Annotated in this window: 14 protein-coding genes; 9 read left to right on the top strand and 5 right to left on the bottom strand. The window is 65.2% G+C overall.

The features are described 5' to 3' along the window. Positions 1 to 41: 41 nt before the first annotated feature. Positions 42 to 668, bottom strand: coding sequence for an arylesterase (locus tag EO094_RS01950; RefSeq protein ID WP_128291762.1), 627 nt, complete (start codon positions 666 to 668; stop codon positions 42 to 44). Between the two features lie 191 nt (positions 669 to 859). Between EO094_RS01950 and EO094_RS01945 the strand changes: the two genes are divergently transcribed. The 4 genes from EO094_RS01945 to EO094_RS01930 all read left to right on the top strand — a co-directional run bounded on the left by EO094_RS01945 (position 860) and on the right by EO094_RS01930 (position 5,761). Further along, on the top strand, positions 860 to 1,585 hold the full coding sequence (locus EO094_RS01945) for an ABC transporter ATP-binding protein (RefSeq protein ID WP_246008335.1): 726 nt from the start codon (positions 860 to 862) through the stop codon (positions 1,583 to 1,585). 7 nt (positions 1,586 to 1,592) lie between these two features. Further along, positions 1,593 to 4,178: an ABC transporter permease gene (locus EO094_RS01940; RefSeq protein WP_128290662.1), complete on the top strand. Its 2,586-nt coding sequence runs from the start codon at positions 1,593 to 1,595 to the stop codon at positions 4,176 to 4,178. Positions 4,179 to 4,320: 142 nt separating this feature from the next. After that, positions 4,321 to 5,091, top strand: a complete 771-nt coding sequence (locus tag EO094_RS01935) for a Bax inhibitor-1/YccA family protein (RefSeq protein WP_128290661.1) — start codon at positions 4,321 to 4,323, stop codon at positions 5,089 to 5,091. 94 nt (positions 5,092 to 5,185) lie between these two features. Beyond that, positions 5,186 to 5,761, top strand: a complete 576-nt coding sequence (locus EO094_RS01930; RefSeq protein ID WP_246008334.1) for a GNAT family N-acetyltransferase — start codon at positions 5,186 to 5,188, stop codon at positions 5,759 to 5,761. Between the two features lie 27 nt (positions 5,762 to 5,788). On the opposite strand, the gene EO094_RS01925 is transcribed toward EO094_RS01930, so the two are convergent. After that, positions 5,789 to 6,235: a DUF2794 domain-containing protein gene (locus tag EO094_RS01925; protein ID WP_246008333.1), complete on the bottom strand. Its 447-nt coding sequence runs from the start codon at positions 6,233 to 6,235 to the stop codon at positions 5,789 to 5,791. Positions 6,236 to 6,713: 478 nt separating this feature from the next. Here EO094_RS01925 and thpR point away from each other — a divergent pair, with 478 nt between their 5' ends. Beyond that, positions 6,714 to 7,250, top strand: coding sequence for an RNA 2',3'-cyclic phosphodiesterase (gene thpR, locus EO094_RS01920; RefSeq protein ID WP_128290659.1), 537 nt, complete (start codon positions 6,714 to 6,716; stop codon positions 7,248 to 7,250). Between the two features lie 44 nt (positions 7,251 to 7,294). Here the strand turns inward: thpR and EO094_RS01915 are convergent, their stop codons facing one another. Beyond that, a complete protein-coding gene (locus EO094_RS01915; RefSeq protein ID WP_128290658.1) occupies positions 7,295 to 7,489 on the bottom strand; it encodes a hypothetical protein in 195 nt (64 codons plus the stop codon). 103 nt (positions 7,490 to 7,592) lie between these two features. Here EO094_RS01915 and gcvA point away from each other — a divergent pair, with 103 nt between their 5' ends. Next, positions 7,593 to 8,519, top strand: a complete 927-nt coding sequence (gene gcvA / locus EO094_RS01910; RefSeq protein WP_128290657.1) for a transcriptional regulator GcvA — start codon at positions 7,593 to 7,595, stop codon at positions 8,517 to 8,519. Between the two features lie 141 nt (positions 8,520 to 8,660). Further along, on the top strand, positions 8,661 to 9,542 hold the full coding sequence (locus tag EO094_RS01905) for an NAD(P)-dependent oxidoreductase (RefSeq protein WP_128290656.1): 882 nt from the start codon (positions 8,661 to 8,663) through the stop codon (positions 9,540 to 9,542). Here the strand turns inward: EO094_RS01905 and EO094_RS01900 are convergent. Both EO094_RS01900 and EO094_RS01895 read right to left on the bottom strand, forming a co-directional pair. Then, positions 9,539 to 10,123: a GNAT family N-acetyltransferase gene (locus tag EO094_RS01900; RefSeq protein ID WP_128290655.1), complete on the bottom strand. Its 585-nt coding sequence runs from the start codon at positions 10,121 to 10,123 to the stop codon at positions 9,539 to 9,541. The two genes, EO094_RS01905 and EO094_RS01900, sit on opposite strands and share 4 nt — an antisense overlap. A gap of 19 nt (positions 10,124 to 10,142) precedes the next feature. Next, a complete protein-coding gene (locus EO094_RS01895) occupies positions 10,143 to 10,784 on the bottom strand; it encodes a LysE family translocator (protein WP_128290654.1) in 642 nt (213 codons plus the stop codon). 24 nt (positions 10,785 to 10,808) lie between these two features. Between EO094_RS01895 and EO094_RS01890 the strand changes: the two genes are divergently transcribed. Both EO094_RS01890 and EO094_RS01885 read left to right on the top strand, forming a co-directional pair. Next, positions 10,809 to 11,714 carry a phosphatase PAP2 family protein gene (locus EO094_RS01890; protein ID WP_128290653.1) on the top strand — a complete coding sequence of 302 codons (906 nt, stop codon included), beginning with the start codon at positions 10,809 to 10,811 and terminating at the stop codon, positions 11,712 to 11,714. Between the two features lie 111 nt (positions 11,715 to 11,825). After that, entirely contained in the window at positions 11,826 to 13,046 is a 1,221-nt protein-coding gene (locus tag EO094_RS01885; RefSeq protein WP_128290652.1) for an argininosuccinate synthase, read from the top strand. The last annotated feature ends 44 nt before the right edge of the window (positions 13,047 to 13,090 follow it).

Genomic DNA, 13,090 nt, shown 5'->3' with positions numbered 1-13,090 from the left:
TACGAAGGACAGCGGCAAGAGGCGCGTCACGACGCCCACCCTCACTCCGGCGCCTGCTCCTCCCGCACCTCTTCGATCAGCTCCTTCACCTTCGGCAAAATGTTGTCGACGATGACCGTCACGCCCGCTTTCGTCGGATGCAGCCCGTCCGGCTGTTTGAGGCTGTCGTCGAGCGCCACGCCGTCGAGGAAGAACGGATAGAAGAGCACCCCCGTCTCTTTCGCGAGATCGGGATAGATCGCGTTGAAAGCCTCGCCATATTCGTCGCCGAGATTGGGCGGGGCGTACATGCCGGCGAGAAGCACCTTCTGGCCGCGCTCTTGTAAGCGCGTGACGATCTTCGTCAGCGCCGCGCGCGTCACCTTGGGGTCGACCCCTCGGAGCGCATCATTGGCGCCGAGTTCGACGATGACGGCATCGGCCGTCTCCGGCACCGACCATTCGAGACGCTGCTGCCCGCCGGTCGCCGTATCGCCGGAAACGCCGGCATTGATCACCTTGGCCGCGATCCCCTCTTCGTCGAGACGCGCCTGCAGCTGATCGGCAAAGCCCGCGCCGGAGGCAAGGCCATAGCCCGCCGTCAGGCTGTCGCCGAAGGCGACGATCTCCACGGGCTCGGCCGCCTGCGCCCGCGTGCCCACAAGTCCGCCGCCCAAGATCCCTCCCATGATGAGAGCGAGCCCGAGCGCGAGCGCCGGCCAGATCCGGCCCGCACCACCTGTCCTCGCACCGCCTTTGCTCAAAGGAACGTGACCCGGGCCACCCTGGCCCCCATAAACGCCCCCAGAAACTTTGAATGTCATATGCGAAGCCCCATATGCGCAGCCGTGCCCGAAGGCGGATATAGGTTTTCATAAGCGTGCGTGAACCGGCCATTCTGATCGACGGTGCAGAGCTGACGCTCGGCACCGGCCGCTCCCAAGTCCATGTTCTGAGACAGGCGAGCCTCGTCGCCGCCCCTGGCGAGATGATCGGCCTCATCGGCCCGTCGGGCTCCGGCAAATCGACGCTTCTGATGGTGGTCGCGGGGCTTGAGCGCGTCGACCGCGGCCGTGTCGCCGTGGCCGGGCGCGATTATTCGGAAATGGACGAAGACGCGCTCGCCGCCTTCCGCGGCGACAAGATCGGCTTCGTCTTTCAGGCTTTTCATCTGATGCAGACGATGACGGCGCTGGAAAACGTCGCCGTGCCGCTCGAACTCGCCGGAAAATCAGACGCCTTCGCCCGCGCCGAAAAGATGCTGGCGCGCGTCGGCCTCGGCGAGCGCCTCTCGCATTATCCGGCGGCGCTGTCGGGCGGCGAGCAGCAGCGCGTGGCGATCGCCCGCGCCCTCGTCACCGAGCCTGCGATCCTGATCGCCGACGAGCCGACCGGCAATCTCGACGAAGACACCGGCCGCGAAATCGCCGATCTTCTTTTTGAGACGGTGCGCGAACACGCCACCACCCTTCTCCTCGTCACCCATGACCGGGCGCTCGCCGAGCGCTGCGACCGGACCGTGAGGATCGCGAGCGGCCATATCGAGCCGGTGAGCGGCGACAAGGCAGTGCCGGCGCGCGAACGCGCCGTAGCGAGCCCGGCCTGAGCGGCCGATGACAGCCTCTTCCTCCCCCGCCCCTCGCCGCGCCCCCGCAACCACCTCGCTACGCTTTGCGCTCCGCGAGCTGAGAGGCGGTCTTGCCGGCTTCTACGTCTTCCTCGCCTGCATCGCGCTCGGCGTCGCGGCGATCGCCGGTGTCAATTCCGTCTCGCGCGCACTGACGGAAGGCATCGCCCATGAGGGCCGCACCATCCTCGGCGGCGACATCTCCTTCTCGCTCATCCACCGCCAGGCGAACCCGGACGAATACGCCTTCCTCATGAAGGCGGCCGACGATGCCGGCGGCACACTCGCGCTCGTCTCCAATATGCGGGCGATGGCCCGCCGTCTCGACGGCTCGGACCAGACGCTCGTCGAGCTGAAAGCGGTCGGACCGGGCTATCCGCAGCTCGGCACCTTTGCGCTTGCCGGTGGCGGCGACGTCCAGGAGGCGCTCAGCCCCCAGAACGGGGTTTCTGGCGCCGTCGCCGCGCCGGAGCTGATGGAGCGGCTCAATCTCAGCGTGGGCGACGAAGTGGCGCTCGGCGCCACGAAAGTCGCCATCCGCGGCGTCGCCGAGACGGAGCCCGACCGCCTCTCCGACGGCATCGGCTTTGGCCCCCGCCTTCTCGTCTCCGAAAAAACGCTGGAGGCCACAGGCCTCGTGCGCCCCGGCAGCCTGATCACCTACGAATACCGCCTGATCCTGCCCGGCGCTTCCGATGAACGCCTCGCCGCGCTCCGCGACAGAGCCGATGAGCGCTTCCCGGAAGCCGGCTGGCGCATGCGCTCGCGCGACAACGCCTCGCCGCGGCTGTCCGACAACATCGACCGGTTCGCCCAGTTTCTGACCCTCGTCGGCCTTACCGCCCTCGTCGTCGGCGGCGTCGGCGTCGGCAATGCGGTGGCAAGCTTCGTCGATCTGAAGCGGCCGTCGATCGCCACACTCAAATGCCTCGGCGCCTCGCGCAGCTTCGTCTTCCGCACCTATCTGACGCAGATCCTCATTCTCGCCGCCCTCGGCATCGCGATCGGCCTCGCCGTCGGCGCCATCCTTCCCTTCGTGGCGCTCGCCGCCCTCTCCAACATTCTGCCGCTCTCCGCCGTCCCCGCGCTCTATCCGCGCGAGCTGGCGCTCGCCGCCCTCTACGGGCTTCTCGTCGCTCTCTCCTTCTCGCTCTGGCCGCTCGGCCGGGCCCGCGATCTCAAGGCGTCCAGCCTGTTTGCCGACCGTTCGGCCCATTTTGCCGCAAAACCGGCTCTGTCGATCCGCCTCCTGCAGCTCGGCCTTCTCGCCGGCCTCGCCGCGATCGCCATTCTCCTGTCGGCCGACTGGCATATCGCCGCCTGGTTCGTGGCGGGCGTCATCGTCGTCTTCTTCGTCCTGCGCCTCATCGCCTTCGCCATCGTCTGGGCGGCCGCTCATGCCGGCACCATCCGCAACACCACCCTGCGGCTCGCCATTCGCAACGTCCAGCGCCCGGGCGCCTTGACCGGCAGTGTCGTTCTCTCGCTCGGTCTCGGCCTGACGCTCCTCGTCACGCTCGCCCTCATCGACACCAATATGCGCGCCCAATTGACCGGCCGCATCGCCGACGAGGCGCCGGACTTTTTCTTCGTCGACATCCAGAATGCCGAGCGCGAGCCGTTCATCACCCTCCTGCGCAAGGCGGCGCCCGACGGCACCATCCAGACCGTGCCGATGCTGCGCGGCCGCATCACCGAGCTTCACGGCACCCCGGCTTCGGAGATCGAGCCGGAAGAAGGCTCCGGCTGGGTGCTGCGCGGCGACCGCGGCATCACCTATTCGAGCGACCTTCCCGAGAATTCGCGCATCGAAGAGGGCGAATGGTGGCCTGAAGATTATGCGGGAGAGCCCCTCGTCTCCTTCGACGGCGAGCTTGCCCGCGGCCTCGGCCTCAAGCTCGGCGACACCGTCACCGTCAACGTGCTCGGCCGCTCCATCACCGCGAAAATCGCCAATTTCCGCTCCGTGGAGTGGGAATCGCTCGCCATCAACTTCGTCATGGTGTTTTCGCCCAACACGTTTGCGGGCGCGCCGCACACGCATCTCGCGACCCTCGCTCTGCCCGAAGGAAGCCCGGAGAAAATCTCCGGAAACGTCCTGCGCGAGGTCACCAACGCCTTTCCGGGCGTCACCTCCGTGCGGGTGAAGGACGCGATTGAGGCGGTCAATTCCGTCGTGCGGCAATTGGCTCTCGCTGTTCGCATCGCGGCCTCCTTGGCGCTCGTCGTCTCCATGCTGGTTCTCGCCGGCGCGCTCGCCGCCGGTCACCGTCAGCGCCGCCAGGACGCCGTCATTTTAAAGGCGCTCGGGGCGACCAGGCGTCAGCTGATGACGGCCTTTGCCGTCGAATACGGGCTTCTCGGCCTCGCCACCGGCTTTTTCGCGCTTCTGGCGGGCGCCGGCGCCGCCTGGCTCGTCGTCTCCGCCCTCATGGATTTCCGCTTCACGCTCTTCCCCTGGGTCGCGGCGGCAGCGGCCGTCATCGCCCTCGTCGTGACGATCGGGCTCGGCCTTGCGGGCACCTGGCGCATCCTCTCGGTGCGCCCCGCGCCCTTCCTCCGCAATCTGTGATCGGGGATAATGTTTCGCTTAACCTTGCGTGATGTTAATTTCTTCCAGGACGGACAGGTCTTGTGATGGACTTGTCCCATCGCCATATGCGGAGCGACGCCCTTTTGTAGCTTAGGCGAAGCACCCCAACAGGAGGAATTCGATGGCTGAATTCGACCGGCAGTACCAGACTGTCGATCGCTCGAGCACAGTATCCCGGGCCGGCGCCCGCGCTGGCATCGACGAGGGCCTGCGCGCCTTCATGCTCGGCATCTACAACAACATGGCGATGGGCCTTGCCGTCACCGGCGTTGCCGCCTTCGCCACGTTCTATTTCGCCGTCGACCAGACGGCGGGTGGCGCGATGCTGACGCCCTTCGGCCAGGCCGTTTATGCGAGCCCGCTGAAGTGGGTGATCATGTTCGCCCCGCTTCTCTTCGTGTTCGGCTTTTCGGCCGGCATCAACCGCATGCAGCCGGGAACGGCGCGGATGGTGTTCCTCGCCTTCGCGGCGGTGATGGGTCTGTCCCTGTCGACGATCTTCCTGGTCTTCACCGGCCAGTCGATCGTGCAGACGTTCTTCGTCACGGCGGCGGCCTTCGGTGGCCTCTCTTTGTGGGGTTACACCACCAAGAAGGATCTGTCGGGCTGGGGTTCGTTCCTGGTGATGGGCCTGATCGGCATCATCATCGCCTCGATCGTGAACATCTTCCTCGCCTCTTCGGCGCTGCAGTTTGCCGTCTCGGCGATCGGTGTCCTGCTCTTCGCAGGCCTCACCGCCTACGACACACAGCGGCTGAAGAACACGTATGATTACGTGTCCGGCGACACGGTGGCCGCGGGCCGCGCCTCCATCATGGGCGCCCTGCAGCTCTACCTCGACTTCATCAACCTCTTCATGTTCCTGCTTCAGTTCATGGGCAACCGCAACTAAGCGGAAAGAGGTTTTTGAAAAAGCTTCGAACGGCGCCTTCGGGCGCCGTTTTTGTGTGCGCTTTCTCCCATCGACGCTGATCGCGCAAAGCGCTATGGCGAAAGCCATGGACACGCCAGCCTCTCTCACAATTCGTCCCGCCGAAGCGGCCGATATCCCGGCCATCACCAAGATCTATGCCCATGCCGTCCTTCACGGCACGGCGAGCTACGAGCTCGATGCGCCCGACGAAGCGGAGATGCTGTCGCGTTTCGAGACGATCCTGGCGGGTGGCCATCCCTATCTCGTGGCAACCCGAGGCGATGAGATCCTGGGCTACGCCTATGCCGGCGCCTTTCGCGCCCGCCGCGCCTATCGCTACATGGTCGAGGACGCGATCTACATTCATCCCGAAGCGCACCGTCAGGGGATCGGCCGGCGCCTGCTCGAAGCGCTCATTCAGGAATCGGAACGGCGCGGCTTTCGTCAGATGGTCGCCGTCATCGGCGACGGCAGCCGCCATGTCGCCTCCGTCGGCCTGCACGCGGCCTTGGGCTTCCGCAATGCCGGTACCATCACCGCCTCGGGCTTCAAGTTCGGCCGCTGGCTCGACACGGTGTGGATGCAAAAAGAACTCGGCGAAGGCGGCAGCACCCTGCCCGATCGCGACCCGGGGCTTCCGGCGTCTTAGGATCGGCCGCCAGGCAGCGCCGGCAGCTCAGCCCGAAACGAGCTTCAGCTTCGGCTTGTCGAGAATCTTCAAAACCTGCGCCAGATCGTGGCCGCGCTTCAGGATCGTGCCGCCGGTCGCCACCACCCGGTAGGCGCCCTGTTTTCGGGCAAGAGCCGGCACCTTCTCCACCTTGTAGAGCGGCATTTCGCTGGCGCGCCGGAAGATCGAGAAAATCGCCCGATCCGCCAAATGGTCGATGGCATAATCGCGCCATTCGCCTTCCGCCACGCGCCGCCCGTAAACTCTGAGGATGACGTCGAGTTCGGTGCGGTGGAAGGCGACCAGCGCCTTGTTGGCGCCCGACTTTCCACCGGCATGCGTCCCAGACTGCGCCCCAGAAAGCGTCGACGAATGCCCGCTCGTTTTCTCGCTCGAATGCGCTGCGAAACCTGTCCGCAGCGCAGCCCTAGACCCGTCTTCTGTCTCGCTCAAGCAAGCCTCCTGATAGCCGTCCATTAAAGCGGCAATCGCGGCAGGCAGGCAAGGCTAGATTGGTTGAACGTCCCGTCGCGGGAAAGAAATTTCATATTGTCGCCGGAATTCAGCCCTTCGCACGCCACTCTGAAAAGCGAGATTGAGACTGCCTCATATAATTCGTCGGAGCCGGGGCGACGGTTCGCCCCCAGCCCCCGAACTCCGGTTCCGCCGAATATTGTTCCGAGTAGGTTCAATCCCCCAGAGGTAACACCTTAAAGGCCGGTCAGTCCGGCCTTTTTCTTGCCCGGCCTTTTTCTTGTCCAGACTTTCATCGTGTTCGCCGCCCGGATCGGGCACGGCGTCACGTCTGGTCTTTTTGGTCCCCTTCTTTCCTTTCCCCATCTGGCCCTAGAATAGGGAGCAGTCGCGGTGCCCATGCGTGATTCGCAAGGCACAGCCGAACCGGCCCGAAGGCCCCGCATGGGAGACCGTCATGCCCCGCCTCTTCACGGCGCTCGAGCTTCCCTCCGATATCGCCTTCTCTCTGTCCCTGTTGCGCGGCGGCCTGCCCGGGGCGCGCTGGATCGACCCGGAGAACTATCACATCACCCTCCGCTTCATCGGTGATGTCGACCACCGCACGGCGAACGAGGTCGCCGGCACGCTGGCGCAGGTGAGCCGGCAGGGTTTCGAACTCTCCTTGTCGGGCCTCGGTACCTTTGGCGGACGCAAACCCCATTCGGTCTGGGCGGGCGTCTCAGCCGGCGACAAGCTGCGCGAATTGCAGGCCGATCTGGAACGCCGCCTGCAGCGCCTCGGCCTCGATCCCGACCGGCGCAAATTCAGCCCGCATGTGACGCTTGCCCGCCTCAAGACGGCGAGCCAGGGCGATGTCGCGGCCTATCTGGCGCTCCGCGGCGATTTCCGCACGCCCCCCTTCGAGGTCGGTCGGTTCGTGCTTCTCTCCTCGCGCGATTCCAGAGGCGGCGGCCCCTACATCATGGAAGAAGCCTATCCGCTCGCGGCCTGACACCGCCCGAACGGACGGGGCGGACCCCAGCCCAATCATCCCTCTCAATCGCGCATCACATCGCGCGGCGCATGCGGCCGCCCGTCGAGAAAGCCGATATCGCGCAACCGCGCTTCCGGCATCTCGTCGAGATCGAGCCGTCGCGGCCTCGCCCGCCAAGCCATAAATTGCGCCATGAGAGCCGCAAACCATTGGATGCGCCGGACTGGGCGTCCGGACGCGCATGTTTCTGCGAACATCGCCCATCTCCTGAACAACTATCATCTGAGTGATGGTCGTTCCTAAGCCTTGCAGAGGCCTCCAATCCAACCAATAATCCGCGCCCTGCAATAAGGTGCATTTATGCCTTCTTCCCTTCCTCCCGTGACCGCAATCCGTGTTTTCGAGGCCGCCGCGAGGCATCTGAACTTCACGGCGGCCGCCGAAGAGCTCGCCATGACGCAGGCGGCCGTCAGCTATCAGATCAAGCTTCTGGAAGAGCGCCTCGGCACGCGTCTCTTCGTGCGCCGGGCGCGCGGCGTCGAGCTGACGGAGGCGGGCGCCCGCCTCGCCCCGGCCGTGCTGCGCGCCTTTGAGGGGTTGCGGGAGAGTTTCGCCGCCTTTGCCGTCACCAGCGAACACATCCTGTCGGTGAGCGCCGTCACCACCTTCGCGACCACCTGGCTCGTTCCAAGGCTCGGCTTCTTCCAGCTCGCCCATCCGGAAATCGCCGTGCGTCTCGACACCAGCAACCAATTGACGGATTTCGCACGCGATTCCGTCGATCTCGGGCTGCGGGCAGGCCGTGGCGGCTGGCCGGGGCTTACGACCCATAAGCTGCGCGACATCGCCTTCTCGCCGATGATGAGCCCCGCACTTACCGCGCGCCTCGGCCCGGCGCCAAAACCCGCCGACCTTCTCGAGCTTCCCTTGATCGATCCATCGGATTCCTGGTGGACGGACTGGTTCCGCCTCGCCGGCATCGAGGCCGGCGACATCGAGGAACGCTCAGGCCTGCATCTTCTGTCCCAGCATCTCGCCGCCCGCGCGGCCATTGCCGGACAGGGCGTCGCGATTCTCGAACCGGCCTTTTTCCGCGAGGAGATGGCAGACGGACGCCTCGTCCAGCCCTTCCCGCTCCTCGCGTCATCCGATTGGGGCTATTACGTCGTCTATCCCGAGACCCGGCGCCCGCCGCGCAAGGTGCGCGTCTTCTGCGATTGGATCGTCACGCGGCTGCGCGAGGAGGCGGCAACCCCGCCAGGCGCCATTCTCTCTGACGAAGCGTAAGGGCAGCTCCGCGAATTTGCCGCGAGCCGAACCATTGGCGCCCAAAGGCCCCGCTCCAGATGAAGGCACACGGACCGTGCCGTCGCCCGCGCCCTCGCGGCATCCCGATACGGCACCTCACAAATGCGGAAAGGTTTCGATATGGACATCGGCTTCATCGGATTGGGCCAGATGGGCACCGGCATGGCGAAAAACCTCATCGCCGCCGGTCACCAGGTCACACTCTACAACCGCACGCGTTCCAAGGCGGAAGCCCTTGCCGGAGACGGTGCAACAGTCGCTGACACGATCGCCGACGCCTGCAGCGGCGAGGCCGTCTTCACCATGCTGCCGGACGACAAGGCGCTCGCAGGAATCGTCGACGGCCCCGACGGCATCCTGGAAAACCTGCCCAAGGGCGCGCTCCACATCTCCTCGAGCACGATCAGCGTCGCGATGGCGGAGCGGCTCGCCGCATCCCATGCCGAAAAAGGCCAGGCGTTTCTTTCAGCTCCCGTCTTCGGGCGTCCGGACATGGCCGCCGCCGGCAAGCTCTTCGTCGTCGCCGGCGGTGCCGCGGCCGCCATCGAGACGGCGAAACCGCTCTTCGAGGCGATCGGCCAGCGCACCTTCGCCATATCGGAGGAGCCGAAGGGCTCGAGCCTCGTGAAACTCTCCGGCAATTTCCTCATCGCCTCGGTGATTGAATCCCTCGGCGAGGCGATCGCCCTCGTCGACAAAGGCGGCGTCGACAAGAACGCCTATCTGGAGCTTCTCACCTCGACGATTTTCGGCGCCCCCGTCTACAAGACCTATGGTGGCCTCATCGTGGAGGAGAACTTCGAGCCGGCCGGCTTCCCAGCACCCCTCGGCAAGAAGGACGTCGATCTCGCCATGCAGGCGGGCGATGCCCTCAACGTGCCGCTGCCGATCGCAAGCCTCTTGCACGACCGCTTCCTGCGGCTTCTCGCCCATGGCGGGGAAACTCTCGACTGGTCGGCGATGGGCGCGCTTGCGGCAAAAGATGCCGGCAGGAAGGACTAGCCTCTCTCTCGGCCTTCTTCGCGCATCGCCTTGTGGCGCTGCGCACGCCATTCCTCGCGCGTGATTTCCCAGATTTCCGAGGGCAGGCGGCCGCTGACGAAGCTGCGCTCCGTCACCGCGACGAGGCGCATGCCGCCGCGCTCGGAGACACGCCTGGAGCGCTCGTTCGCAACCGCCTTGGAAACACGCAGCAAAGGCTCGCCGAGCGTCTCGAACCAGAATTCGCCGACGGCCTCGGCCGCCTCGCTCATCAGGCCCTGCCCCTGCCATTCGGGCGCCAGCCAGAAGCCGCGATGATCGTCTTCGCTGTCCCGCCTCAGGCTGATCACGCCGATCGCCTCGTCCGGCCCCGCTTTCGGGCGAAGCGTCCAGTGCCATTCGCGCCCGGCCTCGATCGCCGGCAGCGCCACGTCGCGGATATAGGTGAGCGCCCCGTCCTCGGGATAGGGCCACGGCACCACCGCGTTCAGATAGCGGACGATCTCAAACTGCGGAAATCTGCTCTGGATCGCGGGCGCGTCATCGATCCGCAATGGTCGCAAGGTTAGGCGCGGCGTCGAGATCTCCGGAATTTTTTGCATGGCCGCAGACCCGACCACCTTACTGCCCGCGCGCCAACAGGATGCGGAAGGCGAAGCCGCCGAAAATGCTGGCACAAAGCCAGTCGATCGCGCGCGAGATCTTGCGCGAACGGCGCAAAGTGGCAGAAACGCGGTCGGCCGCGAGCACCATTGCTGCGCAGGAGGGGACGCCGAGACAGATAAAATAAGATCCGAGAAACGCGAGCTTGGCAGAGGCGTGCGGGTCGTTTACCGAAATGAACTGCGGCAGGAAGGTCACGAAGAACAGAACGATCTTCGGATTGAGGAGATTGATGCCGAAACCTGCAAGCCAGCTCTTCACGAGCGGCTGTCTGGAGCGCAGGCTCGTATCGAGTGTCAAAGCCGAACCACGGCGGATCGCCTGGAATGCGAGGTAGAGAAGATAGAGCGCTCCGACAATCTTCACCGCGAGGAAAGCCTTGGGCGAGGCGGCGAGGAGCGCCGACAGGCCGAAGGCCGCGAGCATCGTGTGCACCACGAGGCCCGAGGTCGCGCCCAGCATGGCGGCAAGTCCGGCCGCACGTCCCTGCGTCAGCGTTCGGCTGAGAAACAGCGTCATATCGGGCCCGGGCGTAATGATGAGCACGCCGGCCGCGAAGGTGAAGGTGGCGATGACCGCCAGCGAAGGAAGAAAGTCCATACGCGTCTCCTGAGGACCGCATTCATGCCTCTTGCCGATGTCACGCGCCACCCGTTTTTTGCGCCGGTTTTGCGGCTGATGCCCGCCGCGCGCACGGCCGGATCGCGGCCTTTGGCGGATCTTCCCGTGCTTCTGCCACCGCCCGCGCGCCGCGGTCGCCGTGTGGCCGACGCCGCGGACTTCGTGAAGCGGCGCCCGACGATGACGGCGCTCTCCGCACTTCTTGCGATCCTCCTCGTCTTCGCCGCCTTTCCCGCCATCGATCTCGCCGTCGCCAGGCTCTTCTTCGATCGCAGCCATGGGTTCACGGCGACGGGCGCGCCGCCCTTCTGGCGCAATGTCGGCCGCGGCCTCGAAATCTTTATCGCCATCGCCATCGGCCTGCCCTTCGTCGCAAAACTCCTATGGCCGGACAGGCCGATGCTCGTGCGCCCGCACAAGCCGATCTTCCTCTATCTCGTTCTGGCGATCGGGCCGGGGCTTCTCATCAACGGCCTTCTCAAGACGTTCTCGGCGCGCCCGCGCCCCCGTCATCTCTTCGAATTCGGCGGCGAAGAGGTCTTCGCCCGCGTCGGCGATCTCTCCGGCACCTGTCATTCCAACTGCTCGTTCGCCTCCGGCGAAGCGGCCTCCGCCTTCTGGCTGATCGCGCTCGTCTTCGTCGTGCCGAGGGCCTGGCGTCTGCCCGTCTTTCTCGCGACTTTCGGGCTCCTCCTCATCGTCTCGTGGACGCGCCTCGCCATGGGCGGGCATTTTTTGAGCGACGTTCTCGTCGCCTGGCTCGTCACCTTTCTCGTCATGATCGTTCTGCGCCTGCCGGTGCTCTACCGGTTTCAGCCCGAGATCGATCGCGGCGTCACCGCCGCCCTCACCATTCTCGGGCGCCGGCTGCGCGCGGCGGGGCGGTTTATCTTCTCGACCCGCGCATAAGGCCACAGGCCCCCGTTCGTCGCCATCAAGCCGGGCCTCACGTCTTGCACCGCACCACACCCGGCCTATAGTGCGCGGCCGATCATAACCCTGCGCAACAAGCGGATTTCCATGGCTTCCGACGTCAAGAAAGTGGTGCTCGCCTATTCCGGCGGCCTCGACACCTCCATCATCCTGAAATGGCTGAAAGTCACCTATGACTGCGAGGTGGTGACCTTCACCGCCGATCTCGGTCAGGGCGACGAGCTCGAGCCGGCCCGCAAGAAGGCGGAGATGCTCGGCATCAAGGAAATCTACATCGAGGATCTGCGCGAGGAATTCGTCCGCGACTTCGTCTTCCCGATGTTCCGCATGAACGCCGTCTATGAAGGCGTCTACCTTCTCGGCACCTCGATCGCGCGCCCGCTCATCTCCAAGCGCCTCGTCGAGATCGCCCACGAGACCGGCGCCGATGCGATCGCCCATGGCGCCACCGGCAAGGGCAACGACCAGGTCCGCTTCGAGCTCAGCGCCTATGCGCTCGACCCCGACATCAAGGTGATCGCCCCCTGGCGCGAATGGGACTTCAAGTCGCGCACCGACTTGATCGATTTCGCCGAAAAGAACCAGATCCCGGTGCCGAAGGACAAGCGCGGCGAGGCGCCCTTCTCCGTCGATGCGAACCTCCTGCATTCCTCCTCGGAAGGCAAAGTCCTGGAAGATCCGAACGAAGAGCCGCCGGCCTACGTCTTCCAGCGCTCCGTCTCGCCGGAAGAGGCGCCCGACAAGGCGACGGTGATCGAGATCGCCTTCAAGAACGGCGACCCCGTGTCGATCGACGGCAAGGCGATGAAGCCGCATGAGCTTCTGGCGGCCCTCAACGATCTCGGCCGCGACAACGGCATCGGCCGCGTCGATCTCGTCGAAAACCGCTTCGTCGGCATGAAGAGCCGCGGCATCTACGAGACGCCGGGCGGCACCATCCTGCTGCAGGCTCACCGGGCGATGGAATCGATCACGCTCGACCGCGGCGCGGCCCATCTCAAGGACGAGCTGATGCCGAAATACGCCGAGCTCGTCTACAACGGCTTCTGGTATGCGCCGGAGCGCGAGATGATCCAGGCGCTCGCCGACAAGAGCCAGGAGAAGGTCGAAGGCACCGTCCGCCTGAAGCTCTACAAGGGCAATGTCATCGTCATCGGCCGGGCGAGCGCGCAATCGCTCTACAATGACGAACTCGTCACCTTCGAGGACGATCGCGGCGCCTACGACCAGCGCGATGCGGCGGGCTTCATCCGCCTGAACGCCCTGCGCCTCAGAACGCTCGGCATGCGCGACCGGCTGAAAAGCTGACGAAAGGCTGACGGCAAGTCCGCATATCTTTGCAATTTGAGAGG

The sequence above is a fragment of the Afifella aestuarii genome, assembly GCF_004023665.1.
Lineage (GTDB): Bacteria > Pseudomonadota > Alphaproteobacteria > Rhizobiales > Afifellaceae > Afifella > Afifella aestuarii.
The sequence above is the reverse complement of the archived record's forward strand: the minus strand, read 5'-3'. Positions and strand labels throughout refer to the sequence as shown.

Coding starts and splice junctions, on each gene's coding strand:
- EO094_RS01895 (WP_128290654.1), bottom strand. CDS start 10,784: ATGGACTTTCTTCCTTCGCTGGCGGTCATCGCCACCTTCACCTTCGCG.
- EO094_RS01905 (WP_128290656.1), top strand. CDS start 8,661: ATGGACATCGGCTTCATCGGATTGGGCCAGATGGGCACCGGCATGGCG.
- thpR (WP_128290659.1), top strand. CDS start 6,714: ATGCCCCGCCTCTTCACGGCGCTCGAGCTTCCCTCCGATATCGCCTTC.
- EO094_RS01935 (WP_128290661.1), top strand. CDS start 4,321: ATGGCTGAATTCGACCGGCAGTACCAGACTGTCGATCGCTCGAGCACA.
- EO094_RS01885 (WP_128290652.1), top strand. CDS start 11,826: ATGGCTTCCGACGTCAAGAAAGTGGTGCTCGCCTATTCCGGCGGCCTC.
- EO094_RS01915 (WP_128290658.1), bottom strand. CDS start 7,489: ATGTTCGCAGAAACATGCGCGTCCGGACGCCCAGTCCGGCGCATCCAA.
- EO094_RS01950 (WP_128291762.1), bottom strand. CDS start 668: ATGGGAGGGATCTTGGGCGGCGGACTTGTGGGCACGCGGGCGCAGGCG.
- gcvA (WP_128290657.1), top strand. CDS start 7,593: ATGCCTTCTTCCCTTCCTCCCGTGACCGCAATCCGTGTTTTCGAGGCC.
- EO094_RS01930 (WP_246008334.1), top strand. CDS start 5,186: ATGGCGAAAGCCATGGACACGCCAGCCTCTCTCACAATTCGTCCCGCC.
- EO094_RS01900 (WP_128290655.1), bottom strand. CDS start 10,123: ATGCAAAAAATTCCGGAGATCTCGACGCCGCGCCTAACCTTGCGACCA.
- EO094_RS01940 (WP_128290662.1), top strand. CDS start 1,593: ATGACAGCCTCTTCCTCCCCCGCCCCTCGCCGCGCCCCCGCAACCACC.
- EO094_RS01890 (WP_128290653.1), top strand. CDS start 10,809: ATGCCTCTTGCCGATGTCACGCGCCACCCGTTTTTTGCGCCGGTTTTG.